This is a genomic window from Spirosoma jeollabukense, assembly GCF_054777855.1.
In genome coordinates, this window is sequence record NZ_BAAHAD010000012.1 from 39,535 (window position 1) to 64,207 (window position 24,673).

The window sequence follows — 24,673 nt, forward strand, 5'->3', positions numbered from 1 at the left end:
AATAACTAAACGTTACCGAAAATGAAAGACGACACAGTTAGTTTGCAATTTTTTATCGGAGGGTATCATGGGGTAAATACCGAAATACACATTGCTCAGAACAAAGGGTTGTATTACCGATCTTCATTCCCTTTCCAGTCCACAAGGTTTAAGGAACTGGCGGAACCTGTTAATGTAGATAGCTCCGCGCTACTTGAGCTGGTAAAGCCCTGTTTGATTTGGCAGAGTAATTATGAAAGCCCACTCATGGACGGTATTCAATGGAGTTTATCAATCCTCATCCAAACAACGAGGCTAAAATGCATTGGTTCAAACGCATACCCTGAGGATTTCAACAACTTTGTGCTCGGCCTGGAACAAGTGATTGGAAAACCTATTCGTTAAGGGTTGATTCTTCAATTAATATCTTGTCCGAAAACTAGCCGGAGGTTTTTGTGGACGATTTCTGAGATGACTCGTCCTGAAATCATCCGATTGTGCAAGCACCATTGAATGCCCATGACAACTTGAGATGGGCAGCTTGTGCCATCCATTTGCCTATCTTGTCAGAACTTCAGCCATAAGCTCATCAATATAAATGGTACTAAGCAGTCCTTCCTGAAATCTGGGCTGGAATGTAGAATGCCTCCCCAAGAGGTACTTGTTGAATTCACTGGTGATCTCCCCACGAGAATCCCGTATAGAAAAATCTTTAGACCCTGCTACATTCCCTGAAGTCTTTGCATACCTGTAATCAGTTATCAAGATGGAAAAGCAAACCGTTTCATTACCCATTGTTAATCCGAAAGCCGCTGGCATTGATATCGGCTCCCGTGAGCATTGGGTAGCCGTTGACCAAAACAAAGAAAACGTACGCTCTTTTGGCGTTTACACTCAGGATCATCAGCAAATCATCGATCATCTGCGGAAGCATGGCATTACTTCCGTGGCCATGGAGAGTACAGGCTCTTATTGGCAAACACTTTTTAATACTTTACAGAGAGCAGGCTTCGCCGTGCTATTAGTAGGCGGTAGCCAGACTAAAAATGTACAGGGGCGCAAAACCGATGTCATTGATTGTCTGTGGATTCAGAAGCTCCACTCATTGGGCTTGTTATCGGGTAGTTTTTTGTTGAGTGATACGCTGCAAGAACTTCGCACCTACTATTATCATCGCCAGCATCTGATCGAACAGTTGGCGACCTATACCCACAAAATGCAGAAAGCGCTTCGGTTGATGAACCTGCGCTTAGACGTAGCCATTCGGGACATCACCAGTAAGTCAGGCCTGGCCATTATTAACGCCATTTTAGGCGGTCAGCGGGACCCTCATGAGTTGGCCTTGTTAGTAGATATCCGGATGAAACGATCCAAGGAGGAGATCGCTCAATCGCTGCACGGGAATTGGCGGCAGGAATATCTTTTCGAGTTGAAAGCAAGCCTGAGCTTTTACTGTCAATACCAGCAGGCTTTACTCGACTGTGACCAAGTGATTGAACAGGCGCTGCGACGGAGTATACCGGCCGAGTTAGTCCTCCAACCGGTCCCAAAAACTCCCGAAACAGCGAAGAAGAAGAGCAGCAAGAATGCGCCTGCCTTCGCCATCTCGGAACTGGCCTATCACTATTTTAAAACTGACCTGTTTGCCATATCGGGTGTGAGTCATAACACGGTGCTTTGCCTGTTAACGACCTTGGGCAAGGATATTGATAAATTTGCCTCAGCCAAAAGCTTTGCCAGTTGGCTCCGGTTGGTGCCCAACAATAAAATTAGTGGTGGGCGCATCATCAGTCATCGAACGCCCTCAGGTAAGTCCTATATCGCTTCTGCCTTGCGTCAAGCTGCGAACTCGATTGGCAATCAAAAAGATCATGAGCTAAGTCCTTTTTTCAAACGCATTGCCTACAAGAAAGGGCGCGTGGCCGCCATCACAGCCACCGCTCGCAAGCTGGCGGTGATTATCTGGAGCATGCTAACTAAAGAAGAATCGTATAAGAAAGCTCAAGTTAAAGCCACCGGTCAAAAGACCAGAGAAGCGGGTTTGCGCCAAGTGCAACGGCGTTTAGCAGCCCTAGACTTAAGTCAGGATGAGTTAAGGAGCTTGTTTGCAAAAGCCTCTTTGTCAACAGGATAGCTACTAGTTGTATAGAAAAGTATTGACCGTTTGGTGGTTATCCATCTTTTTATTGACCAGTAATTTAACCCCTATTTTTATCATCCGCCATAGTGACCACCTGCTTTTGGGGATAATAATTTTTCCATCTCCGCTTGAGCTTTTTTTCCCCGTTGTACGCCTGGTCCGGGACCAGCATATCACAGCTCATGTGGGGCCGTTTGTAGTTATAAAGAAAGACGGACTGCTCTAAAACCAGCTCAGCATGGACTAACGAGTACACCGCTCGATGAGCCAGATACTCATTCTTTAATATGCCATTGACTCGCTCGGCAATAGGGTTCTCCAGCGGGTCACCCGTCTCCGTCATACTAATCTGAACATGATAGGTATCTAACAACCCAATATAAATAGCGCTGCAGTACTGAAGGCCCCGATCAGAATGATGAATCAAGGCTTTAGCCGTTCGCTTCTTTATTTTCTTAAGAGCCATTTCTAGAGCTGCTTTGCAATGAACAGCACCCAGAGTTGGGGCTACATTGTAGCCCATGATTCGTTTGGAATAGGCATCAGTTACCAGCGAAATATAAAAGCATCCACCCTGAGTAAACCAATACGTGATGTCCGATACCCACACCTGGTTAGGTCTTTCTACGACTAAATCCTTGATCAGGTTTGGATATTTACGAAACGGATGGCCTGAAAAGGTAGTCTTTATTTTTCGTCGACGCCTTCGGATCAGCATCTTATGCCTGGCCAATAGCTCGAAAAAAGCATCCCGACCCAGTTTTATTCCCCTTTCCAAGAATTCATCCTGCAACAAATAGTAGAGTTTTCGCCCACCAATCCTGGGATGTTGGCGACGAATGGGCCTAACCAGACGCAACACATTTAAGTCGTCGTCTACCTGCTCATTCTGGCGTTGCCAGTATTGGTAGTAACCCTGCCGGGTAAACCCAAGCACATCCTCTAGCCGCCGAATCGAAATGTTGGGATGATTCGTCAGCATGAACCGGATGGCTTGGTAACGGACCGGGCCACGGCGGCTTTTTTTCGATATCCACCCCTAACTCATGCTTGGCTATTCGCACTAAAGTGGAATAGTAAAGTGCCTTGAAATTAGCCTCCTCTAATTGCTCTTCTAAGGCTAAGACCTTAGCGCGTAATTTATCTTCCTGGGATTTTGTCTTTGACTTCGGGAGGCTGGTTGGTTTTGGTGGAGGGGGCGGCTGCTCGAAATCAATTGGGGCCGTATGCTTGTTGGCCTCGGCTTCCTCTTCAATTTTCCTTATCCAGTGCATGACCGTCTTACGATTAACTTTTAGACGTTCCGCAGCTTGGTCGATGTTCAGTTGACCGAGCAGAATTTGGGCGACAATCTGGCGCATGACACCTTCTGGTTGTTTCATGCGTAGTTTAACAAGCCTGTCCATAAATTGGCTATTTATGGTCAATGTTTTCCAGGACAAGTCACAATATTTAATAACAATATAAGTAGCTAACTTTCAAAACAATAAGCTTGAAATTGATAAATTAAATGACCGTTTAGCTGGACGATTTTTGAGTAGGAGCAGAGTATCGTTTGGCTAGATCCGTTTTTAATAACTGCCAACTATGACCCGTAGCGTAGGTAGCCTTAATCTTGATGCCTTTTAACAAATCTCTTCTTCTTAACCTGCTTATAGCGGGATATAACTATAGGAGAAGAGCCGTTTAGCTGCGCTACTCCCTCCAATGTACCCGGAATTTTCTCCAAACGAGATTGAAATATCCAGTATTCTTGGATCACTAACTTATTTCTAAAATAGGACAGTGGCCAACAGTCTTCTCTGAAAGGGCCTCAACAGTCTTTCATCCCGCATTTTAACGATTACTCTTCCAGACATCATCTTCGGCACAGGGTTTGGCGCATCTCTATCGAAAAAGAGAAACTACCAGGGTGGGTTCAAGGCAATCTCGTAGTTAAGCTTTTGAAACTAATCATCACAATCACTATCTGTTTAAGATACATGGAAACTATACCATTGATTCCTGCGAATAGCCTCATTACGGCTACCCCGGAAGAAGGTCGCCAGTTAGCTATCAAAATGGCCCGGTTGATCATTAAAACGACTCAACCTGATGCTCAGATTCGGGAAAACCTGCGGGCTGTTTACGCCAATGATGCAATGATGTTACTAGCGGTTGGGCAAACCGTAGCTATTGAGTTTTCTACCATAGCGGCCGCTAATGAGTACTGGCGTGTCACCCGTTAAAGAGAGGCCTATTAATGGCGAACTCCCAATCGAAATTCAATTTTATTTTTAATTGGCAAAAACAATGGAAAAGCGCTTAAAAATTGGCCACATCGACCCTGAGTTCTATAAAATGCTTTCGGCTATAGATACGCACATCGCGAGTTCTGGCCCAACGGTATCCCAACTGGATCTGCTCAAAATCCGGGCTTCACAAGTTAATGGGTGCGCCTATTGTATTCAATCGCATACCAAAGACGCCCGGGCTCATGGCGAAACTGAAAAGCGCATCTACGCGCTGGATGCCTGGGAGGAAAGCCCTTATTTTTCGGATGAAGAGCGGGCGTTGCTGGCGCTAACGGAAGAAGTGACGATGATCCACGAAAAACGGGTATCGGACAGGACTTATCAGCAGGCCATTGCTCTGTTTGGTGAAACACTAACGGCGCAACTCATCATGGCGATCATCAGCATAAACGCCTGGAATCGGATTGGTATAGCTACCCGTATGACGCCTGCCTGATTGAAGTAAATAAGATGAATAATAAACGCGTAACACTAGGATGCTTTTCCTACCCAATTATTTCTAGATTTTTATAAGAAGTGATATACGATTGAAACAGCCGCAGGCATCGTTCGGAGCATTCCGGCTGATGCCTGCGGCTGTTTTGGACCAACATAACAGCTGTATTCAGAAGGTATGTGCCCGACTAATCAATGTATTCCTTATAGGTAGGTTTAAAACCCGCCAGATAAGCCACTGGCGTGAGGAGTATGAAAACAAGCTTTTGACACACAAAGGGCCAACGGGTTAATCTGAATATGTTCGAAAAACAATTCGCTGTCAGGACAGTCTGGAGCATTCGGGGAATAGGCTGACGGCTTATCGTTTTGACACCTGCTAATGCGGCAACTGTTTCCAGCAGATGCTCCATATTTAGGGCAGGGCGTACCCGACAGTTTATGGTCGTCGGTTGAGTGGATCGGTTCCAAAGTGCATGTGCCTGATTTGCTTCAATAAACAGTTTCTCCCCTGCTTTTAACTGCCTATACTGGCCATTGAGCAAAACGGTAAGCTCGCCCGATAATACGTCCAGATCCAGCGTCTGTTGAGGCAGGTAATACCGTAGTTGGGGTTGACTCTGTGGCTGAAACGTAGCGATCATACCTAGGAACTGCCCCTTCGTATCTTTAGCTGTGTGCAGAAATGTAATTTCCTGACCTGTTTTTGGATTTCGAATCACTTTGTTCCGGTAGGCCATATCCGTATGTTTTTTAGGGTTGATCGCCATCGAATAACAAGCCACGTGCCAGAACCTGCCCTAATAACCCACCTGAACAGGGCGCTATCCATTGTCTTCTACCAAAGCTCAATCTATTGTTTAGATTCGCCATAACCCCCATATTAAATGAGTTGAGTTCATATTCTTTCAGGAGAATTCACCTCATAGATCCTGCACTTTAGCAGGTGTGAGTTCTTTAAAACAAGTACCGCTTGAAAGCCTCCTCCAGTTGCGTCGTACTTCATTACGGATTTGTCTAACTACTCCAGATTTATTGGATTGAGTAAGCTAACCATAGGCTACAATCAAATTCGTCTGACGGTTAAAAAGACCGTTTCTGGCCTTTAAAAGGGGCATATTGGGTGTAGTTGGTTATTAGCGGCCTTCGGCACAGGGTTTGGTATAGGGTTGCTGAACCATTACTAATCAACTATATGCAACCCATCTCATTTACTCCGAACAAGCTAACTGGCGAACGCCAAAGCATTAAAAGCAACCTTTTCAGAGTGGCACTGTTGCTGATTGGCCTGGTGCCCGACCCTGGAAACCAAGTCGTGGCTCAGGATGGAAACGCCGGTATCAAATCGACTACGAAGGCCACGCCTATTCAGGTCGTTGATATGTTTCACACGGCTTTTGGTAAACATGACGGGCGGGCCGTTCATGCGAAGGGTTTCATTCTGGAAGGTAGTTTTACCCCGGCACCCGAAGCTCGCAATTTGACGAAGGCAGCTCACTTACAGGGTAAGTCTTTTCCTATTCTTGTTCGCTTCTCTGACTTCACCGGAATTCCTGACATTCCCGATACGGTAGGGGCCTCACACCCACGGGGCATGGCGATCAAGTTTCAGATGCCCGAAAATCAATCGACCGATATCATCTTTCATAGTTTCAACGGCTTCCCTGTGTCCACAACGGATCAGTTTAAAGTCATGCTGGAAGCCATTGGGGCCAATCGAGAAGGAAATCCAGCCCCGCTGAACCAGTTTCTGGCGACGCATCCTGTCGCGAAAACTTTTTTGACGACGCAAAAACCCTTCACCCCAAGCTGGGGAACGCTGGCCTACTTTGGCGTAAATTCATTTAAGTTTACCAACAAGGCTGGCCAATCGCAGTATGTTCGTTATCAGATCATTCCTGAAGCTGGTGAGCAGTTCCTGACGGCTCAGCAGGTTGCCGCTTTAGGCCCAAATTACCTACAGGAAGAAATTAAGGAGCGAGTGACTAAGAAACCGGTTGTGTTTAAGCTGTATGCCCAGATTGCCCAGAAAGGCGATAAGATCGAAGATCCTTCAATTGCCTGGCCCGATAGCCGGAAGCGTGTTCTGCTCGGAACGGTGACAATCACTAAAGTGGCTGCGAATACGGTTGCGGAGGATAAAACGCTGTTTTTCAATCCCAACAACGTACCCGAAGGGATTAATATCGCCGACCCAATGCTGCTGGACCGGGCACGCGCGTATCCTATTTCGGTAGGTGGACGTCAGGGGGCGTTTGAAGTGCATTAACTGTCACCCCGTCAATCATTCTGTTGCCAGACGACTTAGAAAAGTCCGAATTCACAGTAAACTCTTTATGGATATGCGAACCGTATTGATTACCGGAGCAACCTCAGGTATTGGGTTGAGTATTGCCAACAAACTTCATGAAAACGGCTTTACCGTGTTTGGCACCAGTCGTTTTCCGGAACGGCATCAACACAAGGTTGCCTTTATGCTATTACCCTTGGACATAACGTCCGAAGAGTCGATAAAAAACTGTTTAGCTGCCTTATCAGCTAAAACGGTAGTGATCGACGTGTTGATAAATAACGCGGGAAATGACCTGAATGGCAGTGCCGAGGAAACCAGCTCGACATTAGCCCGCAAGCAGTTTGAGGTTAACTTTTGGGGAACGGTCAACATGACAAAAGCCGTCTTGCCTTTGATGAGAGCCCAAAAAAGTGGTCAGATTATCACTATTGGCTCCCTGGCCGGACTGGTTGGAATCCCGTTTCAAAGCTTTTATGTGGCCTCGAAACATGCGCTGGAAGGTTTTTTTAAGTCGTTAAGATTCGAGGTGAAACCGTTCAATATCCGTATTTCAGTGGTTGAACCTGCTTTTTTTAAGACCAACCTGGTACAGGGATTTGAGTACGCTGAACCAACAATTGCCGCCTATACGAAAGACCGGGATAATGCATTATCGGTCTATTCGAGTTCGATAAAAAACGGCCCCTCGCCAGAGCCGGTAGCTGATGTTGTATTAAAAGTACTTCAAACTAACAGGCCACAGTTCAGCTATCCGGTTGGTAGCGATGCTAAAACACTCCCATTTATACAATTTCTGTCGTATCCCTTATATGAATGGGGGGCGGCAAGAAGATTCAACATCTAAACCCCACAAGACGTATGAAAACCTTACTTATCTCCCTCCTCTTGGCCAGTGCCATGCTGGTTACGCTTACCGCCTGTAAAAATGACGATGACCCATCACCGGCACACACATTTGTACTCGTACACGGTGCCTGGCAGGCTCCTTATGCCTGGCAGTATGTCAAGAGCCAACTGGAGCAAAAAGGCCAGAAGGTTGTCGTTGTCGAATTACCGGGCCACGGTACTGACAAAACACCCCCGGCTACGGTAACAATGGATGCCTATCGGGACAAAGTTATTGCAGCCATCAATAATCAATCCGGGAATGTCATATTGGTCGGTCACAGTATGGGTGGGGTGGTGGTGACCGCAACGGCCGAGAAGATCCCGGCCCGAATTGATAAGCTGGTCTACATTGGTGCGTTTCTTCCAGCCAGCGGACAGTCGCTGCTGGCGTTGGCCCTGACAGACAGCACGTCGCTGCTTGGCCCTGCCTTGGTCCCGTCGGCCGACAACCTGACGCTGGGTATCAAGTCGGAGAACCTGGTTCCGATCTTTATTCAGGATGGATCGGACGCGGTAAAAAAACTGGTTGTCGATAACTACCAGCCCGAACCCGCTATTCCCTTCACCAATCCCGTGACACTGACTGCTGCCAATTTTGGAAAAGTAGATAAGTACTACGTGCATACGGCGCTGGATCATGCCGTAGGCCTGCCGCTGCAAAAGCGCATGGTGACAGCGGCAGGTATAAAAAATACATACACCCTCAATAGTAGTCACTGTCCGTTTCTTTCGATGCCTGACCAGGTGACAACTGTACTCATGGACATTGCCAAATAGGCGTCAAAAATGACTGTAGACAATAGCGTATATAGTATACCGTCAGCAGTCGATGGACTACTAAATCTTTCACTAAACACATTTCTACGAACATGGAAGCAAGCAAAAATCGACCAATTCTATTTATTACGGGTGCCTTTGTCGGCAATAACTGTTGGGACGAATGGATCTCGTTCTTCTGCGCAAAAGGATATGCCTGTAGTGCACCGCCCTGGCCCTATAAGGATGCTTCGCCGGCTGAGCTCCGAAGCCGTCAGCCCGACCCGGATATTGCCTCCATCCGGCTGGCTCAGTTGACCGATCATTACGCCGAAATTGCCAATCGCTATACCGAAAAGCCCATCCTGATTGGCCACTCGATTGGCGGCCTGATGGTCCAGCTTTTACTACAACGAGATTTGGGGACCGCAGGCGTAGCCATTCATCCTGTTGCTCCACAAGGTCTCTTAACGTTTGAGCTATCGTTTTACAAATCGACCTGGCACCCTTTGGGCTTGTTTACCGATTCGGACGAAAGCTATTTAATGTCGTTTGAGGATTGGCAGTACATATTTACCAACGGGATGCCTTATGAGGCTCAGCGCGAAGCGTATGACAAATTTGTGGTGCCGGAATCAAAGAAAGTATCGAGGGATGGCCTAACCGAAGCGGCTCATATTGATTTCTCCAAATACCACCCACCGCTATTGATTACCTCCGGGAGCACCGACCACATCATTCCTGCTTCACTGAACCATACCAATTACATGAAGTACAAAGACAGCCGCTCCATTACCGATTACAAAGAATTTGAGGGGCGCAATCACTTTGTATTGGGCCAGCCAACGTGGCGTGAAGATGCCGAATACATCCTGAATTGGCTAGAGAGCACAACTGTTTAGTTCGGCGGGTTTGGTAGTCAGGCTACCAACAAAAGGCCTTTAACAAATAAAATCATGATGTCCTATACAACGTTAAACAAACAATTCATCAACGGCCAGTGGACAGATGGCTGTGCTAAAGAAACGATCGATAACCTCAATCCGTTTACGGAGGAGGTTATCCATTCGTTGCCGTCAGCCGCCACCAGTGATGTAGACACCGCTTTTCAGGTTGCCAAAAACGCGTCGGCTGCCTGGGCGTCCAGTAACCCCCTGTATCGCAGGGATTTGCTGCTCAAAGCCGCCCGGCTTATTTCCGAACGGCAGGATGAGTTCATCGACTGGCTAACCAAAGAAGCGGGAAGTACCTATATCAAAGGTGTTATTGAGGTACAACAGGCGCATGATATTCTGGTAGAAGCGGCCTCGTTTCCCACCCGGATGCACGGCCGGACAATGGCGTCGACCATTGATGGTAAAGAATCGTACGTGTACCGAAAGCCATTGGGTGTGGTAAGCCTGATAAGTCCCTGGAATTTTCCATTATACCTCTCCATGCGCACCATTGCACCTGCGCTGGCGGTTGGCAACACGATGGTCGTAAAGCCCTCGGTGGAGTCGTTGGTGACGGGTGGAACGATCATTGCCAAATTATTAGAAGAAGCGGGGTTCCCGGCCGGGGTGTTCAACGTAGTGGTAGGGAAATCAAATTTGATCGGCGACTATTTCACAGGTCATACGGTGTCTAAATTTGTTTCGTTTACGGGCTCAACGCCGGTAGGGAAAAGTATTGGTCGAATTGCCGGCGAATCGGTTAAGAAGTCGGCACTCGAACTGGGTGGTAACAATGCGTTCATTGTGCTTAACGATGCCGATGTTGGTCAGGCTGTTGTGGGTGCCATCTTTGGGAAGTTTCTGCATCAGGGGCAGGTGTGCATGGCCACGAACCGAATTCTGGTTCATGAATCTATCTACGAAGAGTTCAAGACCAAATTTGTAGCCCATACCCGAACGTTACCTTATGGCGATCCGGCCGACAAACAGACGGTTATCGGACCAGTGATCGACAGAAAAGCGGTCAAGCGCATTCTGGGAATGATTGACGAGTCGGTTAAAATGGGGGCTGTCGTCGAAACAGGAAATCAGGTGGCAGGCAATGTCATACAACCCACGGTACTGTCGAACGTAACGGTTGATATGCCCATTTTCCGGGATGAAATCTTCGGTCCTGCGGTAAGTATAATGCCGTTCAAAACCGATGAAGAAGCCATTGCACTGGCGAATGCCACAGAATATGGCCTAAGTGGTGCTGTACATACGCGGGACATATACCGGGGTATGAAGCTGGCCCGACAAGTCGAAACGGGTATGATCCACATCAACGACCAGTCAGACAATGACGAAGTACATGCGCCTTTTGGTGGCGAAAAGTCATCGGGTACAGGGCGCTTTGGCGGAGACTTCATGCTGGAAGAAATGACCACCGTTCAGTGGGTCAGTGTAGTGCACGAACCCCGGCAGTATCCCTTTTAACATTCACTGGAATGGCTTTATAACTAAATAGCTCATTATACAGAATGAATCCTTCCTCGGTCTATTCTATCAGCTGTAAATTGTAAGCTTATCTGAACACCGTCGCTTTGATCGATTTGAAGGGTGCCCCGTAACTGTTTACTAAGTCCCCTGATCAAGCTCATGCCCAGCGTTCGACTTCGGTTCGGGTTGAGATCGGCAGGTAAGCCAATGCCATTATCCCTGATCGTAAGCCGGTAGGTTTTGCTATCAGGTTTTAGTAACGTAATGGCGATAAAACCGTTCTGTCCTGAGGGGAAAGCGTGTTTTAATGAGTTGGTGACCGCTTCGTTTATAATCAGACCCAGCGGAACGGCCAGCGTTATGTCTAACCCAATAGGGGCTACTTCAATCTGCTTTAGGATAGTATCCTGACGGTCAAAGCTTGTGATCAGGTAGTCTACAATTTCTTCTATATACTCTGAGAGTTCAACGTTGGCGAGGTGATCGGATTGATACAACTTCTGGTGAATCAGGGCCATGGCATGCACCCGGTTCTGGCTTTCCCGGATGGCCGACTGGGCCGAATGGTCGGTCAGATACACGCCCTGAGAGTGAAGCAAGCTGCTGATGATCTGTAGGTTATTCTTAACCCGGTGGTGGATCTCTTTTAACATCCACTCTTTCTCCGCCAAAAGGCGATCCTTTTCGGTGAGTACTTGCTGGAGAGAATCGTTTTTCAGGTTGATTTCCTGCTTTTGAGACTCAAGTAGCTGATGACTACGTTGTTTGAGTCGGTACCGATTGTAGCTAACGCCGAGCAGACTCACTAAAAGAATAGCACCAGCGATAAAGCCGTAACGGGTTGTTTGTGCCCGCTTCAATTCGCTTTGCTGGCGCTGTTCTTTTTCGGTCAATAACTGAATTTGCTGCTCTTTTTTTTGGGTTTCATACTGAATCTCCATTTCGTTGATCTGCCTGCTTTTAACAGCATTGAAAATGGAGTCATTTAACGCTTTGTACTGCTGATACTGAGCAATAGCGGCAACATAACGACCGGCCGCAGAATCCACTTTAAACGCCATTAAATGCACTTCCATGAGGATATTGGCGGGCACCTGACCCTGGGGAGCCGACAATAGTTTCCGGAGAAAGGGACTGGCTTTGGAAAACTGCTTCGTTGCCACATAAAATCGCCCGATGCCCATATTGGCAACCAGGGCTACCCAGGACGCGGTTTTTTTGCTCCACTCAATGCTTTCTAAATAATAGGCTTCTGCCCGTTTGTATTCCTTGAGGGCGGCATAACACTCCCCAAAACTTTCGGCCATTGTCATTTTGTCATCAACGACAAGGGGCAGATTTTTTCGGTCAATAGCTGTCAAAAATTGCAGTGCTTCCTGTGCTTTCCCCTGTTTGAGCAAAGCTCTGGCTAACTTTTTCGCCATAGCTGCATCGACAATCACCTGGCCTTTTTGCCTGCTGATGGCCAGCGACTTTCTATACGTCTCGATACTTTTATCAATCTGCCCTAACTCAAAATAAACATTCCCCAACCTGAAATAAGCCTCATCGAGCTGGCTCTTATTCCCGTTTGCCTCCAGGTTGCTGACCATTTTCAGGGCGTAAAAGAGCGCGGAGTGTAAATCTCCCCGATAAAAACCAATATTCGATAGCGCAAAGAACGTTTTGTAAATGCTTTTGTCGCCGATCTCTTTTTGAATCGTCAGGGTGCGCAGGTACCCCTGTTCGGACTCCTTTAACTTACCCTGTATACCATGCAACTCACCTATGGCCGACCTTATGATAACTTCCTGTTGCCGGTCGCCGACCTGGTTCGTCAGGGCCAGTGCATGCCCATAGGCCGTTAAAATCTCCGTGTAATTCTCTTCTGTCTTTACTAAACCAGCACCCAGTCTGAACCAGGCCTTGCCTTCCTGACCTTTATTGCCAGTCTGCTGATAGACCTTGATCACCTGAGTGAAATAAGCTTTTCCTTGTGCCAGCTCGTTCTTTCTGAAGTAGTAGGTACCTAACAGATATAGACTTTCCTCTTTCCATTTTTGATCGCCAAGCCGATTGCTGAGGGTTAACGCCTGCTCAAAAAGCAGAAGGGTGCTGTCCAGATTGGCTTTGGTCTGAGTGGGCAGACCAAGCGTGTACTTACCTAATTCCAATAACAGTTTTACCTGGGTTGTGTCGCTCCGGTTGCGGTTTAGCTGATGGCGCACACTATCGAGTTGTGGAGCAGACAACTGAGCCTGAGCCGGTAGCGTAAACAGGCACCAGATACTCAGAATAAGAAGCTGCTTCCTCGTTATCATCAACGAATCTAGGATTGAGTGTGAATTATTGGTTGAAAAGAAACGTATGCCCGAAAACGGCTAATCGCTGCCGACCATTTCTTTCACTATTTTTTCTTCCGTAAACGTCAGGCTTATCTGTACACCGTCGCTCTGATTGATTTGTAAACGACCACCTAGTTGCTTACTCAACCCCCGAATCAGACTCATGCCTAACGTCCTGCTGCGGTTTGGGTTGATATCGGCGGGCAGGCCAATACCATTATCGCTAACCGTAAGCTGGTACGTTTGGCTGTCCAGTCTTTTCAGGTCAACACCAACAATACCCGTCTGATTGAATGGAAAGGCATGTTTCAGAGAATTGGTAACCACCTCGTTAATAATCAACCCGAGGGGTACAGCCAGCGTCACATCCAGATCAACGGGAGTCAGAGAAATTTGCTTACGAACGGTATCTTCCCGGTTGAACGATTGGATCAGGTAATCGACGATTTCCGTCACATAACCTACCATGGGAATAGCGGTCAATTGGTCGGACTGATACAACTTCTGATGAATCAGAGCCATCGCATGAACCCGGTTCTGGCTTTCCCGGATGGCCGACTGGGCCGCCTGGTCGGTCAAATATACACCCTGAGAATGGAGCAGGCTGGTGATGATCTGTAGGTTATTCTTCACCCGATGATGAATCTCTTTGAGCATCCATTCTTTCTCGGTCAGCAGTTGTTTCTGGTTGGCGAGGAGCGTTTCCAGCGTCTGGTTCTTCTGGTTAATTTCGTGTTGTTTCGTTTCGAGAAGCTGGTTGCTCTTCTGCTTGATCCGGTACCGGTTATAACTCAAACCCAGCAAACAAAGCAACAGAATCGAACAGATCAGGATCGTATTTCGGATGGTTCGGGCCTGGTCTAATTCGTTGGCCTGTAAGTGGCTTTGTTTCCTGAGCAGGCTAATGTTCTGTTGGTTTTCTTTCGTCTCATACTGGATTTCCAACTGGGCAATCTGCTTCGCCTTGGTTTCACTGAAGAGCGAATCATTCAACGCTTTATGAAGCCGGAAATGATGAATGGCGGACAGATACTTCCCCTGAGCTGAATCGACTTTAAAGAGCATGTAGTGGATGTCTTTCACCGTCGACAAGGCATGTTTCTGGGGAATAAAAGCCAGTGCTTTTTCCAGGAAGAGCCCCGCCTTTTTAATATCCTGCTGCTCCAGATAAAACTGGCCGACTTCTGCCTGAACTTTCTGCGACATCTCCGTATTCTGATGTGACTTTTCGTACCAGTCGATAGCTTCCAGATAGTATCGCTCGGCTAATGCAGACTGAAGCAGGGATTGGTAGCAATTGGCCAGACTTTGGGCGATACAGCCTTTTTGAACTTTGTTGATCGGTGGTATTTCCCGGACAATATTTTTTAGCAGGCTAATGGCTTCCAATGCTTTATGATGGGCTGTCATATCTCGGGCAATAATGCTGGCTACATTATACATGGGCAGGTCGGCCTGTTTTTCCTGCCGCCATTTCTGGAGCGCTTTCTTGTACCAACTGATGGCCTGTTCCTGCTTCCCCAACTCCCAGTAGATCTGGGCCACATCACCATAAAACGTGGCCGCAAGCAAGGTGTCCCGAGTTCGGTTCATGCTCTCCAGACACTGAAACGAATAGCCCAGGGCTTTGCCGTAATTGCCCTTTAATCGGTTGATGTAAGATAGCCAGCTGTAGGTATAATGGAGCTTGGGATAGCCAATAGCTTTATACCGATTTAACACATTGACGAACTCGCTATTGCCCAAATCCAACTTTCCCTGATTGGTATGAAACGCGGCAATTTCACGAAGGATCAAAATTTCGGACTCGTAGTTCCCGAGTGCCCTATAGATTGAAGCCGCCTGCGTATAGCAAGCCACGACAACCGGAAAATTCTTGGTGGTAAACACGGAACAGGCACCAAATCGGGTCAGCGCTTCGGCCTGCCCATTCCTGTCATTTGTTTGGATACAGTCGTTGATAAGTTCATTAAAAAGCAATTTGCCCACCGTTGTATCCCTTAATTCCATGTGGGCAACCACCAGCATTGTCTCGGCCGCGTGTCGTTTGGCAGGCAAATGAAGCCTGGCACTTAAAGCTTTAGCCTGATCCAGATACCCTTTTGCGCTGTCTAAATCCAGTTTAACTTCACCGTACTTTAGCACATGAAACTTTCCTAACGCAATCAGAGCGTTAATGCGGTTGGTATCGTTTGGGTTACTGGCTAGCTGCTTCAGATATTGATTGACCATTTGTCGATTTATGTTCTGTCCCTGGCCCGACAGACTGGTCAACAGTAAGCCAACCGCTAACACATAGCTCCGAAAGCGACTCCGGAAAAAAAACAGAAGTGTAGCTCTATCAGACGAGACAACTTCAGGGAGCCTCATTGACAATTGCCGGCGATTGAACGTAACGACTGGTTTCATGAACAATGACTATATAGAATAGTCTTTTACGTCTTCCTTTGCAATTTCAATCAAATCAGCCAGATTGTTACACATATAATGTGCTGATTATAGTGCGGTTAGCTGCTCTCTATCAACAATTTCCTCCGAGAACTCAAGTCGTACGTCAACCCCTTTACCGTCATGCTGACGGATTTCCAGACGTCCTCCAATCTGCTTACTCAACCCACGCATCAGACTCATACCCAGCGTTCGGCTTTTCTGCGGGTTAAAGTCAGCCGGAAGGCCCGTACCATCGTCGCTTATCACCAGCAGGTAGTGACTATCCTGTGCGGTCAGCTCTACGCAGATGATCCCCCGATTACCAGCCACAAAGGCGTATTTGAGGGAGTTCGTCACCGCTTCATTCAAAATCAGGCCCAGTGGAACCGCTAGCGTAACGTCCAGTTCGAGAGGCATTACGTTGATTCGTTTGCTAATGGTATTCTCACGATCGAAGGACTTAATTAGATAGTCGACGATCTCAGCTACGTAACCAGTCATCGGAATAGCCGCCAGCCGATCCGACTGGTACAGTTTCTGGTGAATCAGGGCCATGGCATGCACCCGGTTCTGGCTTTCCCGAATGGCCGACTGGGCCGCTTCGTCTTTAAGAAAGACTCCCTGAGAATGAAGCAGACTGGTAATGATCTGGAGGTTATTTTTAACTCTATGGTGGATTTCTTTGAGCATCCATTCTTTCTCGGTCAGTAATTGTTGTTGTTCGGATAGCAGGGTCTCCAATGTGTGATTTTTTTGGTTTATCTCACGCTGTTTGATTTCCAGAAGCTGATTGCTTCGCTGTTTGAGCCGATACCGATTATAGCTTAGCGCTAACAGGCAAAGTAAGAGGGCTGACCCGCCCAGAATACCATTCCGAACGATTCGGGCCTGTTTTAGCTCCCCATCCTGCACTATTTTCTGTTTCTTCAGGAGTACTATATTTTGTTTGTTCTTTTGCGTCTCATACTGGACTTCTAACTGATTGAATTGATTGTTTTTCGTTTCGTTGAAGATGGAATCGTTCAGCGATTTGTGCAGCCGAAAATGAGAAATGGCCGATTTGTAATCGCCTGTTGCCGAGTCGATTTTGAACAGTATAAAGTGAATGTCCTTGAGCAGTGAAAGTGAATTCTTCTTTGTCGAATCAACCAATAAAGGCCTCACATAAAAATTGGCCTTTTTAAACTGGTTACGTTCCAGGTAAAACCGGCCAACTTCCATCTGGGCCTTTCGCGACATTTCAAAATCATGATTGGCCTCTATATACCACCGCATGGCCTCCAGGTAGTATTTTTCGGCTAACTTATCATCCTTCAATGCATCGTAGCTATAGGCGAAACTTTGTGCTACCGACCCTTTCTGGATGAAATTTATCGTTGGAATCTGAGTGACCAGATCGTTGATCAGTTTGAGCGCTTCCTTTGGCTTGTGCTGTTCAATTAAATCCCGGACAATAATGTTGGCCGCACTGTACATGCCGTAATTTGGTAACCCTTCCTGCCGCCATTTAACCAGCGTTTTCCGGTACCATTCGTTGCTCTGCCGATACCTGCCCAACTCAAAATACATCTGAGCCAGATTGCCGTAAAAACTGGCTGCCGATACCGTATCGCCTGTCCGGTTCATGCTCTCAATACATTGCAGCGAGTAAAAAAGGCTTTTATTGAAATCACCTTTCAGGCGGCTAATGGTCGATAACCAGTTGTAGGTGTAATGAAGTTTTGGATAGCCGATGGCTTTGTAGCGTTTCAGGATCGTCTGAAACTCCCGCTCAGCCAAATCCAACTGGCCCAGATTCGTATGCAAGCCCGCAATTTCGTGCAGGACCAGCAGTTCCTGTTTCTGGTTATGGAGCGACCGGTAAATGACGATGGCTTGGTCATAATTATCAAAAATCTCGGGATACTTCTTCGTCGTAAATGAAATACAGTAGCCCAGGCGAAAACGGGCGTTGGCTTCGGATGCCCGATCGCCCGTTCGTCGGCAATCAGCGATCAACCGGTCAAATAGCGCATATGCTTGTTGGCTGTTGGCTGCCTCCAGATAATTAGCCACTCGTACCGCGTCTATTTCATGCTGCCACGTCAACTGGTGCAACGAATCGCTTAGGTGCTTGGCTCGGTTCAGGTAGGACAGACTGCTGTCCAGATCCGCAGGCACATTGCCGGGTTTAAAAAGCTGATACTTGCCCAGCTCGAACAGGATTCTTATTCGGCCGGTATCTGCCTTGCTTTGGGCTAACTGAACCAGCAGTTGATTCGCCATCTTCCGGTTTATGTTTTGTGCGTGGGTGGGTAGAGTCCCCCAAAGCAAACCAAAAAACAAGCAAACGTTTACCCGTACAAACGGAGAGACCCAATAAATAAACAGGAGTGATCGTGCTGAGCCAATCGACCTTACTAATGATTGACTAAACGAGAAAAAGGTTACTGACTCTATCATGATCAATTGGCTTCAATGCACTTGGCGTGTGAGCAGTTACTTATGACCGCCGACGTCTATAAACGCTTACTATTCACGCTACAAAAATGGCTCCGAATTGGGATGCCTTTAGTCGGACCAAAAAGACCTGCTTACCTGTTTCCCCAGGATCGCGAACTCTAAAAAAATTGGAGTTATAGGGTAAATGCGCGTATTCTTTTGGAGTTTCCCCAGACTAATTTAAGTCTACAGGTCAGACTTTTATGAGATATATCACGCTCTGGGCCTTTCGTTGGCTGTTTTCTACCACGTAGAATCAATGGCGGTTTCGTGGCACAGGAGTTGACCCGCTTTATGCAGGAATCGTCCTGTATTTCAACCCAATCCAATCTCCATGAAACGGCTTGTTATCTTCTTTCGCTGGCTCATTGGGCCGTCTATGACTATCCTAATTGAGGTGCTTCACGTTCGTTTGCTCAACGTATGGATTCGAACATCGCCCCCTGCTTTTATTCACCCCAACTGCACCTGGAAATTGGCCGATGGGCATGTCTGCCCCGGTAATCATCAGGGGCGGGATTTTTTCGGACACTACCAGCGGCAAATTAACAGCGCCTACCCGGAATGGCACGAAGTTGTCAGTGAAGTCATTGGCTCTCAAATTGGTGGCATCGTAATCGGCAACTACCAGTTTCAGCGAGAAAAGAATGGGTTGTGGTATAGCGCTCCATTTACCCATTTCTACCGGATTCAAAGTGGACAAATCGTTAGTGCGTATTACTACATGGGCGAGGTGAATACGCACCTGAGTTGGTTCCGGTGTACGACCGGTTTCCCTACTTACGTTGCTTTACATTCGCTTAACTGACGCTTAGCCTTCTACGTAGAAACTTCGTTTTTGATCAACCATTCTCTTTTTTGGCGTTTATGGATTCGATAACAAACAATTTCCTTGCCGACATGGGTCATGCGACACCTACGGTCGAGCTGACCGAGTTTGGCGACTTTACCTGCGCCCAGTGCCGCCGGAGTCGACCTTTACTCGCTTCTATACTAACTGCGTTCGATGGTCGGGTTCGGTATACCTATCGCCACTTCCCCAACGAGCGATGCGAGGCCTCCGTAATGGCTGCGGTTGCCGCTGAAGCTGCGCGTCGGCAGGGGCAATTCTGGTCCATGTATCAGGCCTTGTTTGCCCAACCGACTATCACTCGTTCCACACTCTCTATTCTTGCTATTCATCTTGGATTGCACTACCATCAGTTTCTGGCCGATTTAGAAGGTGAAGAACTGCATCATCGAATTGAAGCAGACAGACACGAAGGACAGCAGCTCGGCGTCATGACAACGCCTACGTTTTTCGTTGGTGGACAACGGTTTTACGGAAAGCTAACACAGTCCCGTTTAGCGCCAATTGTTCACGCTCAGGTAAGTCAGTACGCTCAACCCGTGCTTACTCAAGTGGATATTGCCAACGGCATGATCTACTGGGGACGGGGTGAATGAATCCGTAAAAAATTGACAATAGTTTACGGTGAATCCTTCAATCAGGATCAGTATGGGAAGCTTTAGGCTCAACGGAAAGTGTTTTGCGAATGCCCAGTTTATCCATCCGGTATTCCAGCGTTGTTGGTTTCAGGTTGAGTAGTTCAGCCGCCCCATTACTGCCCCGGATGCGACCATTGGTGCGCTTGAGCACCGCCAGAATATAGTCACGTTCCGTCTGCTGCTGAATCTGTTTTATGTCATTCAGGTCTTTTGGAGGAGAGCTAGTCGATTGACTGGAATCACGACTGTCATTCTCCGGGGGTAAGGTAGGTCTACTGAATAGAAATAGATTACTTACTAAAGGCCGACCTAATTCGAGGGGTGTCTGCCCATCATTAAGAATTACGGCCTGCTCCATGACGTTTTCCAGTTCCCGAATGTTGCCCGGCCAGGCGTAGTTGACCAGTTCAGCGAGTACCTGAGGATTGATCCCGCGAAAGGGTTTCCCCATTTTCCGGGCTGATTTCTGGGCGAAAAAGTGAGCCAGTAACGGAATATCCCCTGCTCGTTCGCGTAGAGCCGGTAAGGTGATGGGAAAGGTGGCGAGCCGAAAATAAAGATCCATCCGGAAGCGCCCTTCGGCTACTTCTTTTTCCAGATTACGGTTTGTTGCAGCAATGATCCGCACATCAGTTTTAATAGGCGTTTTGCCACCGATTCGTTCTATTTCCTTTTCCTGCAAAACCCGTAAAAGCTTGGCCTGTAGCTCCAGGGGCAACTCCCCAATCTCATCCAGGAAAATAGTACCCTCCTGGGCCAGTTCAAACTTGCCAATCCGTTTCTCGAAAGCTCCCGTAAAAGCCCCTTTCTCATGACCGAACAGTTCCGATTCGATGAGTGTGGCGGGGAGCGCGGCACAGTTGATTTTGACCAGGATCTTGCTCTTTCGGGGGGATAGATTGTGAATAGCTCTGGCAATTAGCTCTTTGCCGGTTCCACTCTCGCCCAGGATCAACACCGTTGTATCGGTATATGCAACCTGGTTGACCTGCTCAAAAACCCGTAGTAACGACTGGCTACGACCAATGATTTCTTCAAAATTGGCCGACGTTTTAACCTCCTCCTGAAGGTAGTTCTTTTCGCGCTGGAGCTGTTCGCTGAGCCGGGCTACCTCCTCAAAAGCCAGCACACGCTCCAGCATGAGAACGATTGGCTGTTCTAACCGTTCCAGTAGCGTCAGGTGCGACGCACGATATACATCGGTTTTTCGGCTCAGAAATAGAATCACAAACGAGTCGTTGCCGCTCATCCGCAGCGGCATGACTAGCCCTGACTGGAGTCGGAATGATTTAGCGAGCACCTGCCCATAGCGGTGGGTTTGACAAAAATCGTCGAAGACTTCTTTATTATAGCAGACAGGTTCCCGAAAGCGCATCCCGCTTTGCATCGCCAGCAGTTGGTCCGCGCTATAGCCCGTCATCGGTTGCAGATCGTTCAGGGTAAGGGTTTTATATTCGTCAAATCCGATCTGGTAGAAGTTATAACTCTGATTGACACCGTTCTTCTGATACTGAATCGTCAGAAAGTCGAATGGGACGTTAGGTTGCAGTAATCTGGCCGCGTTCAGTAGTTTCTGTTCCCAACTTTCCGATGCTGACAAGGCATCGGTGAGGCCAATTTGCAACGCTTTTTCCTCCCGTAGTCTCATCTCAACACTGTGCGCGTGACGGTACCGGCTGATTTCCAGCGTTGTCAATATATCTTTTTCCCGAAAAGGCTTCACAATGTAGCCACTGGGCTGCGTAGCTTTTACCTGTTCCAGTACGCTTTTGTTGTCATTAGCCGAGATGTAGATGAACGGAATGCCCATGTCTTCCAGCTGTTTGGCTAAGTCGATGCCGGTTTCTTTTCCTTTCAGATAAATGTCGAGCAAGACCATATCAGGCCTATGCTGCGCAATAAGTGTCAGGGCTTCGGCCACCGAATCGGCTACTCCCAAAACAGGATAACCGGCAACGTGCAGAATCAACTCCAGGTCATTGGCGATAATGTATTCATCTTCAACGATCAGAATTTGACAGGCTGAGGTGGAGGAAAGAGTAGGGTTGAGGTGTTGCTGCATAGTTTAGGAACATAGAGAAAGTGTACATTCAGACTACCTTTCTGTTGACCTTACAAGAATTGCGCCCTACCAGGACAGTAAGTAAAGATAATTAGTTTATCTACGGGTAGTTGCTTCCAGGAAGCAAACAATCCAAGGGCCAGTCACTGTAGCAGCAAATACGTGTTTTTAAACGATAAATTTAATTTGCCAATCTGTTTGACTAGGCGTAAAACTCAATCACCGGCTTAATGGAACTACAGATCAACTGTAGAAACCCCCAGATTTACTGGAGTTCTCCAGTTTACTTTGATCCGATCAGTAGCGATTGACTGAACAGCGAATAGAAACAGTCCTAGCTGGAGCGAATCTTGTTGCTGACCGCCATGATCAAGTACTCCCTTTCAGCTATAGTAAACCCCAAAAATAATGGAGTAGTCTATTAAAAGTCCGACTAGTTTGGATGTTTGTGCTCGTGTATAGCGTATCCCTTCAAGTCTAAATACCCCTCAATCGCCTGAAAAGGCCTGTTTGTAAAATTCGTAGCCAAAAAATAATACTGGCACAAAAACGGATCAGGAAGCTGTTGACGCTTGACTTTTAATGTTAATAGCTCCTGAACAAACGCATCTGTGTACTCATGGCTACCCTATTCATAACCGGTGCTTCTGGTGGCTTAGGCCACGTGGTCACCCAAACCCTGCTGAGCGAAGGGCATCTCGTTATTGCAACGCGCCAGTACAGCGACAATCCGCAAAACCTTATTCATGGCTTTTCAGACTTGCTGTTTACCTATGAAACAGACCTGGCGGATGAAGATCAGGTTCAGAAGTTAATCCAACGGGTTATTCATAAACACGGTCCTATCGACGCAGCGATTCTTTTAGCGGGTGGGTATGCAGGTGGTTCACTGACGGAGACGGATGGGACCTTACTCGATAGCATGATGACGGTAAATTTCAAAACGGCTTATCATGTCATTCAGCCACTTTTTGCCCACATGAGTAGCCAATCCAACGGAGGCCGGTTCGTACTGATTGGTGCCAGGCAACCATTAAATGCTCAATTCGGTCGGCAAGCGGTGGCGTATACTTTATCCAAATCACTGTTGTTCGAATTATCGGACCTGATCAATGCGTCGGGTAAGGAGCATGATATTGTCTCTACCGTCATTGCTCCCAGTGTTATTGATACCGCAGCAAACCGTGGTGTAATGCCGGATGCCGACTTTACGGCCTGGGTCAATCCGCAAACCTTGGCCGACACGATTGCCTTTATGCTTTTTGGCGCGGGCCGTGCCTTACGAGAACCTATACTTAAGGTATACAATCGGGCCTAGCCGCTGGCGGGTAATTAATTCACTCATAAACTAATGAACTGATGGAGATTAACATTCCCGATTCCGGTTTACCCCGTGTGGTCATTGTGGGCAGTGGGTTTGGCGGTATACAACTGGCGAAGTCCCTGAAAGGAAAAGCGCTTGAGGTAGTATTGCTCGACAGGAATAATTACCACACGTTTTTGCCGCTGCTTTATCAGGTGGCGACGGCCGGGCTTGAACCCGACGCCATTGCCGAACCCGTTCGTGAAATATTTACTGGACAACCCCATTTCCATTTTCGAATGGCGGAGGTACTACAGATCGATCCACAGCACCATAAACTGGACACCTCCATTGGTACCCTGCACTACGATTACCTGGTGCTGGCCTGCGGCTCACAAGCCAATTATTACGGGAATGACGAGCTGACCCGTTACGCTCTGCCTATGAAGACGGTGAGAAATGCCCTGGCCTTGCGGAGTCGACTGCTTGAAAATAGTGAACAGGCACTGGAACTAGCCAATGAGCAGCAACAACTCGAACAATTGAACATCGTCATTGCCGGTGGTGGTCCAACGGGCGTTGAGCTGGCCGGTGCCATTGCTGAACTGCGAGATATTGTACTTGCCAAAGACTACCCCGAACTGCCCCTTAAACACATGAAGATTCACCTGATCGAGGGAAACAACCGCCTATTAAAAAGCATGGGAGAAGATTCCTCCCGAAAGGCCCATCAGTTTCTGAAGCGGATGGGCGTAACGGTGCACTTAAAAGTCATGGTTCAATCCTACGATGGCCGGGTCGTTACGCTTAGTAATGGAGACACGCATGCTGCGAAAACCTTGTTCTGGACGGCCGGAGTGGAAGGCGTACTCATTCCGGGCTTATCGCCCGCCAGTGTTGGAAAAGGAAATCGGTATAGGGTCAATGCGGTTAATCAGGTGGAGGGCTATGGGAACGTTTTCGCCATTGGTGATAATGCCTTGCAAGTGCTTCCAGATTATCTACAGGGGCTTCCGGGATTGGCTCCCCCTGCAATACAGCAAGGGCAATGGCTGGCGAAGAATTTAGTTTCTCTAAGCCAGCAGCAGCCGCTTCAACCGTTTCGCTACCTAAATAAAGGCGTAATGGCCGTTATTGGCCGCAACCGGGCGGTCGTTGAACTCCCCTTCTGGCACACGCAGGGGTTTCTGGCCTGGCTACTCTGGATGGGCGTGCACCTTCTTTTATTGGTTGGCTTCCGCAACAAAGCGTCGACGGTACTGAACTGGGCGGTCAATTACTTCAGCTACAGCCGGGCTTCCCGGCTAATCACCCGATTTCAGAATGCTCCTGTTGAAGCCGTAACCAGCGTTTCAGGGGCCTCTGTTCCTCTTTAGCTTTCCG

Annotated in this window: 20 protein-coding genes; 13 read left to right on the forward strand and 7 right to left on the reverse strand. The window is 47.7% G+C overall.

Annotated elements, in window-relative coordinates; all coding sequences use genetic code 11:
- Positions 1-21 precede the first annotated feature (21 nt).
- Both ACYVEA_RS28640 and ACYVEA_RS28645 read left to right on the forward strand, forming a co-directional pair.
- The gene (locus ACYVEA_RS28640; protein ID WP_461116845.1) at positions 22-384 is read left to right on the forward strand and encodes a hypothetical protein; all 363 of its coding nucleotides are present in this window, start codon (positions 22-24) and stop codon (positions 382-384) included.
- 361 nt (positions 385-745) lie between these two features.
- Positions 746-2,113 carry an IS110 family RNA-guided transposase gene (locus tag ACYVEA_RS28645; RefSeq protein WP_461116846.1) on the forward strand — a complete coding sequence of 456 codons (1,368 nt, stop codon included), beginning with the start codon at positions 746-748 and terminating at the stop codon, positions 2,111-2,113.
- Between the two features lie 64 nt (positions 2,114-2,177).
- Here ACYVEA_RS28645 and ACYVEA_RS28650 read toward each other — a convergent pair whose 3' ends face one another.
- Positions 2,178-3,101 carry an IS3 family transposase gene (locus ACYVEA_RS28650; RefSeq protein WP_461116847.1) on the reverse strand — a complete coding sequence of 308 codons (924 nt, stop codon included), beginning with the start codon at positions 3,099-3,101 and terminating at the stop codon, positions 2,178-2,180.
- On the reverse strand, positions 3,004-3,501 hold the full coding sequence (locus tag ACYVEA_RS28655; protein WP_461116848.1) for a hypothetical protein: 498 nt from the start codon (positions 3,499-3,501) through the stop codon (positions 3,004-3,006). Before ACYVEA_RS28655 ends, ACYVEA_RS28650 begins: the two co-directional genes overlap by 98 nt.
- Positions 3,502-4,101: 600 nt before the next feature.
- Between ACYVEA_RS28655 and ACYVEA_RS28660 the strand changes: the two genes are divergently transcribed.
- Together ACYVEA_RS28660 and ACYVEA_RS28665 are read left to right on the forward strand one after the other, a co-directional pair.
- The gene (locus ACYVEA_RS28660; protein ID WP_461116849.1) at positions 4,102-4,347 is read left to right on the forward strand and encodes a hexameric tyrosine-coordinated heme protein; all 246 of its coding nucleotides are present in this window, start codon (positions 4,102-4,104) and stop codon (positions 4,345-4,347) included.
- Between the two features lie 64 nt (positions 4,348-4,411).
- Positions 4,412-4,849: a carboxymuconolactone decarboxylase family protein gene (locus tag ACYVEA_RS28665; protein ID WP_461116850.1), complete on the forward strand. Its 438-nt coding sequence runs from the start codon at positions 4,412-4,414 to the stop codon at positions 4,847-4,849.
- Positions 4,850-5,036: 187 nt separating this feature from the next.
- Here the strand turns inward: ACYVEA_RS28665 and ACYVEA_RS28670 are convergent, their stop codons facing one another.
- Positions 5,037-5,588, reverse strand: a complete 552-nt coding sequence (locus ACYVEA_RS28670; protein WP_461116851.1) for a cupin domain-containing protein — start codon at positions 5,586-5,588, stop codon at positions 5,037-5,039.
- 455 nt (positions 5,589-6,043) lie between these two features.
- On the opposite strand from ACYVEA_RS28670, the gene ACYVEA_RS28675 reads away from it, so the two are divergent.
- From ACYVEA_RS28675 to ACYVEA_RS28695, 5 genes are all read left to right on the forward strand, one after another.
- Positions 6,044-7,117 carry a catalase family peroxidase gene (locus ACYVEA_RS28675; protein WP_461116852.1) on the forward strand — a complete coding sequence of 358 codons (1,074 nt, stop codon included), beginning with the start codon at positions 6,044-6,046 and terminating at the stop codon, positions 7,115-7,117.
- Between the two features lie 73 nt (positions 7,118-7,190).
- A complete protein-coding gene (locus ACYVEA_RS28680) occupies positions 7,191-7,985 on the forward strand; it encodes an SDR family oxidoreductase (RefSeq protein WP_461116853.1) in 795 nt (264 codons plus the stop codon).
- Positions 7,986-7,999: 14 nt separating this feature from the next.
- A complete protein-coding gene (locus tag ACYVEA_RS28685) occupies positions 8,000-8,806 on the forward strand; it encodes an alpha/beta fold hydrolase (RefSeq protein ID WP_461116854.1) in 807 nt (268 codons plus the stop codon).
- 92 nt (positions 8,807-8,898) lie between these two features.
- Positions 8,899-9,687 carry an alpha/beta hydrolase gene (locus ACYVEA_RS28690; RefSeq protein ID WP_338877397.1) on the forward strand — a complete coding sequence of 263 codons (789 nt, stop codon included), beginning with the start codon at positions 8,899-8,901 and terminating at the stop codon, positions 9,685-9,687.
- 54 nt (positions 9,688-9,741) lie between these two features.
- Complete coding sequence (locus tag ACYVEA_RS28695; RefSeq protein ID WP_461116855.1) at positions 9,742-11,199, forward strand: aldehyde dehydrogenase family protein; 1,458 nt, start codon at positions 9,742-9,744, stop codon at positions 11,197-11,199.
- A 35-nt stretch (positions 11,200-11,234) separates the two neighbouring features.
- Here ACYVEA_RS28695 and ACYVEA_RS28700 read toward each other — a convergent pair whose 3' ends face one another.
- The 3 genes from ACYVEA_RS28700 to ACYVEA_RS28710 all read right to left on the reverse strand — a co-directional run bounded on the left by ACYVEA_RS28700 (position 11,235) and on the right by ACYVEA_RS28710 (position 18,221).
- Positions 11,235-13,502 carry a histidine kinase dimerization/phosphoacceptor domain -containing protein gene (locus tag ACYVEA_RS28700; protein WP_461116856.1) on the reverse strand — a complete coding sequence of 756 codons (2,268 nt, stop codon included), beginning with the start codon at positions 13,500-13,502 and terminating at the stop codon, positions 11,235-11,237.
- A gap of 60 nt (positions 13,503-13,562) precedes the next feature.
- Positions 13,563-15,935 carry a tetratricopeptide repeat-containing sensor histidine kinase gene (locus ACYVEA_RS28705; protein WP_461116857.1) on the reverse strand — a complete coding sequence of 791 codons (2,373 nt, stop codon included), beginning with the start codon at positions 15,933-15,935 and terminating at the stop codon, positions 13,563-13,565.
- A gap of 87 nt (positions 15,936-16,022) precedes the next feature.
- Positions 16,023-18,221 (reverse strand): tetratricopeptide repeat-containing sensor histidine kinase, encoded by a 2,199-nt coding sequence (locus ACYVEA_RS28710; protein WP_461116858.1) that lies wholly within the window; start codon positions 18,219-18,221, stop codon positions 16,023-16,025.
- A 550-nt stretch (positions 18,222-18,771) separates the two neighbouring features.
- Between ACYVEA_RS28710 and ACYVEA_RS28715 the strand changes: the two genes are divergently transcribed.
- Both ACYVEA_RS28715 and ACYVEA_RS28720 read left to right on the forward strand, forming a co-directional pair.
- A complete protein-coding gene (locus ACYVEA_RS28715; protein ID WP_461116859.1) occupies positions 18,772-19,245 on the forward strand; it encodes a nuclear transport factor 2 family protein in 474 nt (157 codons plus the stop codon).
- Between the two features lie 59 nt (positions 19,246-19,304).
- Positions 19,305-19,883, forward strand: a complete 579-nt coding sequence (locus tag ACYVEA_RS28720; protein WP_461116860.1) for a DsbA family protein — start codon at positions 19,305-19,307, stop codon at positions 19,881-19,883.
- 37 nt (positions 19,884-19,920) lie between these two features.
- Here ACYVEA_RS28720 and ACYVEA_RS28725 read toward each other — a convergent pair whose 3' ends face one another.
- Positions 19,921-21,987, reverse strand: a complete 2,067-nt coding sequence (locus ACYVEA_RS28725; RefSeq protein WP_461116861.1) for a sigma 54-interacting transcriptional regulator — start codon at positions 21,985-21,987, stop codon at positions 19,921-19,923.
- A gap of 619 nt (positions 21,988-22,606) precedes the next feature.
- Between ACYVEA_RS28725 and ACYVEA_RS28730 the strand changes: the two genes are divergently transcribed.
- Positions 22,607-23,305, forward strand: a complete 699-nt coding sequence (locus ACYVEA_RS28730; protein ID WP_461116862.1) for an SDR family NAD(P)-dependent oxidoreductase — start codon at positions 22,607-22,609, stop codon at positions 23,303-23,305.
- A 41-nt stretch (positions 23,306-23,346) separates the two neighbouring features.
- The gene (locus tag ACYVEA_RS28735) at positions 23,347-24,666 is read left to right on the forward strand and encodes an NAD(P)/FAD-dependent oxidoreductase (protein WP_461116863.1); all 1,320 of its coding nucleotides are present in this window, start codon (positions 23,347-23,349) and stop codon (positions 24,664-24,666) included.
- The last annotated feature ends 7 nt before the right edge of the window (positions 24,667-24,673 follow it).

Bases quoted from the DNA above. Each gene is read 5' to 3' on its own strand.
- ACYVEA_RS28640 (WP_461116845.1), top strand. From the start codon at position 22: ATGAAAGACGACACAGTTAGTTTGCAATTTTTTATCGGAGGGTATCAT.
- ACYVEA_RS28645 (WP_461116846.1), top strand. From the start codon at position 746: ATGGAAAAGCAAACCGTTTCATTACCCATTGTTAATCCGAAAGCCGCT.
- ACYVEA_RS28650 (WP_461116847.1), bottom strand. From the start codon at position 3,101: ATGCTGACGAATCATCCCAACATTTCGATTCGGCGGCTAGAGGATGTG.
- ACYVEA_RS28655 (WP_461116848.1), bottom strand. From the start codon at position 3,501: ATGAAACAACCAGAAGGTGTCATGCGCCAGATTGTCGCCCAAATTCTG.
- ACYVEA_RS28660 (WP_461116849.1), top strand. From the start codon at position 4,102: ATGGAAACTATACCATTGATTCCTGCGAATAGCCTCATTACGGCTACC.
- ACYVEA_RS28665 (WP_461116850.1), top strand. From the start codon at position 4,412: ATGGAAAAGCGCTTAAAAATTGGCCACATCGACCCTGAGTTCTATAAA.
- ACYVEA_RS28670 (WP_461116851.1), bottom strand. From the start codon at position 5,588: ATGGCCTACCGGAACAAAGTGATTCGAAATCCAAAAACAGGTCAGGAA.
- ACYVEA_RS28675 (WP_461116852.1), top strand. From the start codon at position 6,044: ATGCAACCCATCTCATTTACTCCGAACAAGCTAACTGGCGAACGCCAA.
- ACYVEA_RS28680 (WP_461116853.1), top strand. From the start codon at position 7,191: ATGCGAACCGTATTGATTACCGGAGCAACCTCAGGTATTGGGTTGAGT.
- ACYVEA_RS28685 (WP_461116854.1), top strand. From the start codon at position 8,000: ATGAAAACCTTACTTATCTCCCTCCTCTTGGCCAGTGCCATGCTGGTT.
- ACYVEA_RS28690 (WP_338877397.1), top strand. From the start codon at position 8,899: ATGGAAGCAAGCAAAAATCGACCAATTCTATTTATTACGGGTGCCTTT.
- ACYVEA_RS28695 (WP_461116855.1), top strand. From the start codon at position 9,742: ATGATGTCCTATACAACGTTAAACAAACAATTCATCAACGGCCAGTGG.
- ACYVEA_RS28700 (WP_461116856.1), bottom strand. From the start codon at position 13,502: ATGATAACGAGGAAGCAGCTTCTTATTCTGAGTATCTGGTGCCTGTTT.
- ACYVEA_RS28705 (WP_461116857.1), bottom strand. From the start codon at position 15,935: ATGAAACCAGTCGTTACGTTCAATCGCCGGCAATTGTCAATGAGGCTC.
- ACYVEA_RS28710 (WP_461116858.1), bottom strand. From the start codon at position 18,221: ATGGCGAATCAACTGCTGGTTCAGTTAGCCCAAAGCAAGGCAGATACC.
- ACYVEA_RS28715 (WP_461116859.1), top strand. From the start codon at position 18,772: ATGAAACGGCTTGTTATCTTCTTTCGCTGGCTCATTGGGCCGTCTATG.
- ACYVEA_RS28720 (WP_461116860.1), top strand. From the start codon at position 19,305: ATGGATTCGATAACAAACAATTTCCTTGCCGACATGGGTCATGCGACA.
- ACYVEA_RS28725 (WP_461116861.1), bottom strand. From the start codon at position 21,987: ATGCAGCAACACCTCAACCCTACTCTTTCCTCCACCTCAGCCTGTCAA.
- ACYVEA_RS28730 (WP_461116862.1), top strand. From the start codon at position 22,607: ATGGCTACCCTATTCATAACCGGTGCTTCTGGTGGCTTAGGCCACGTG.
- ACYVEA_RS28735 (WP_461116863.1), top strand. From the start codon at position 23,347: ATGGAGATTAACATTCCCGATTCCGGTTTACCCCGTGTGGTCATTGTG.